At 33.2% G+C, this 1,409-nt stretch carries 2 protein-coding genes and 1 pseudogene; 1 reads left to right on the forward strand and 2 read right to left on the reverse strand.

The features are described 5' to 3' along the window. The coding region (locus tag AC1DTM_RS26500; protein ID WP_477001284.1) for a hypothetical protein at positions 1-420 on the forward strand (420 nt) is incomplete at its 5' end. Between the two features lie 152 nt (positions 421-572). Here AC1DTM_RS26500 and AC1DTM_RS26505 read toward each other — a convergent pair. Beyond that, the gene (locus AC1DTM_RS26505; RefSeq protein ID WP_372343034.1) at positions 573-1,112 is read right to left on the reverse strand and encodes a phage holin family protein; all 540 of its coding nucleotides are present in this window, start codon (positions 1,110-1,112) and stop codon (positions 573-575) included. Between the two features lie 109 nt (positions 1,113-1,221). Then, positions 1,222-1,409 (reverse strand): annotated as a pseudogene (locus tag AC1DTM_RS26510) (BppU family phage baseplate upper protein); the annotation flags it as partial.

Here is a 1,409-nt window from a genome sequence, read left to right on the forward strand (position 1 = left end):
GTTAATAGATACACAGAACTTTCTTCTTTTTCGAGAGAAAATTATGATGCCGAAGAAATCATTCCTAATCCCAATATTGAAGACATTCAACAAATACTTGAAAAGCTAGGTTATAAATCAGTTTATGATAAAAAAGAAAAGTTTTTAAAAGTTGGAGAACTAGGTGATAAAAAAGAAAATTTATTTTATTTTAATATTGGTATTAAAGTAAACGTTCTGGATTTTACTTGGGTAGTTTATCATAATGATGAACTAAGATYAGGTAGTCCATGGAGTCTATATTCAAGACTTTTAATTTCTCCAGATACTAGAATTAAGCCAGTACTATTTAGCGATTATGACAGCTTAGAAAAAATTTTAAAAATTGCTTTAGGTATGTATGAAGATTTTAAACAAGAATTAATTCCTATCTATTCATAATTTTATATTTAAGAAAGGCAATCTTATCTTAAATATAAAAAAAGAAAATCCGACTCACAAGAGCCGGATTTTCACTTCATAAATACATATGCCTCGCTAGCAGTTACATAGTATGTTTTACCTTTGTTGTTGTGTACTTTTGAAACCACCTATTATTTAATAATTACATGTTCCTCACGAATCCAACGATTTCCACCGATATCAATATGCCCATCTTGTCTATTAAATAATTGATACGGCTCACTTCCATCCACAAAACCAATGTCATTGCCGTTCGGTCCATCGTAAATTCGGATTTGATACCCTGGCCAATATTTAGTGTATGCATAGAACCATTGAATATCAAAATGTTTTAGGTAAGCCCACTGTTTTTCATTTCCAAGGCAGATCATATTTTTTTCTCCACCACCCCAGTATCCTTTCTGGATTAAGTAAGGGATTTTTTGTGTAATACGTCCAGCGTTTTCTAAAAGTGATAACAATTCATTACCCATGAAGAAAAAGATTGTCGCTTCACGGATAGCGCTGTTGCTTCCAAACACTGTATCTAATTGCGCTGCCACTCCAACCAAAAGAAAAAGCACCACCTTTTTGGCGATGCCTTTGAAACCTACTTTACTTTTTGACTCTCCGTTGTATCCTGCTGCAATCATTCCAGTTAAATAATCAATAACTGCCATCGTCACTAAGATTTTCAATGTTGCATCCCATCCTCCTAAGAAATATCCACAGAAGCCACCAAAGGTAGCTATAAACGTTTTTATGAATACGTCGATACGTTCCACTTGTTTACCTCCTTTTTTATACTAAATAATTGATTGAAAAATGAATAGTTTTGTCAGTAGTGATGTTGTATATTTTTACATTACCGCCAGTTTCTACGTTAAATTCACATATAGAATAAGGTGGACCAGCAATAATAACAACATCTGTTATTTGTTGAGCAGGTCGCAATCCAGCTGGAACATTGAATACAACTTGCCCTTCTT

It is taken from the genome of Bacillus sp. P4_D3 (assembly GCF_056401855.1).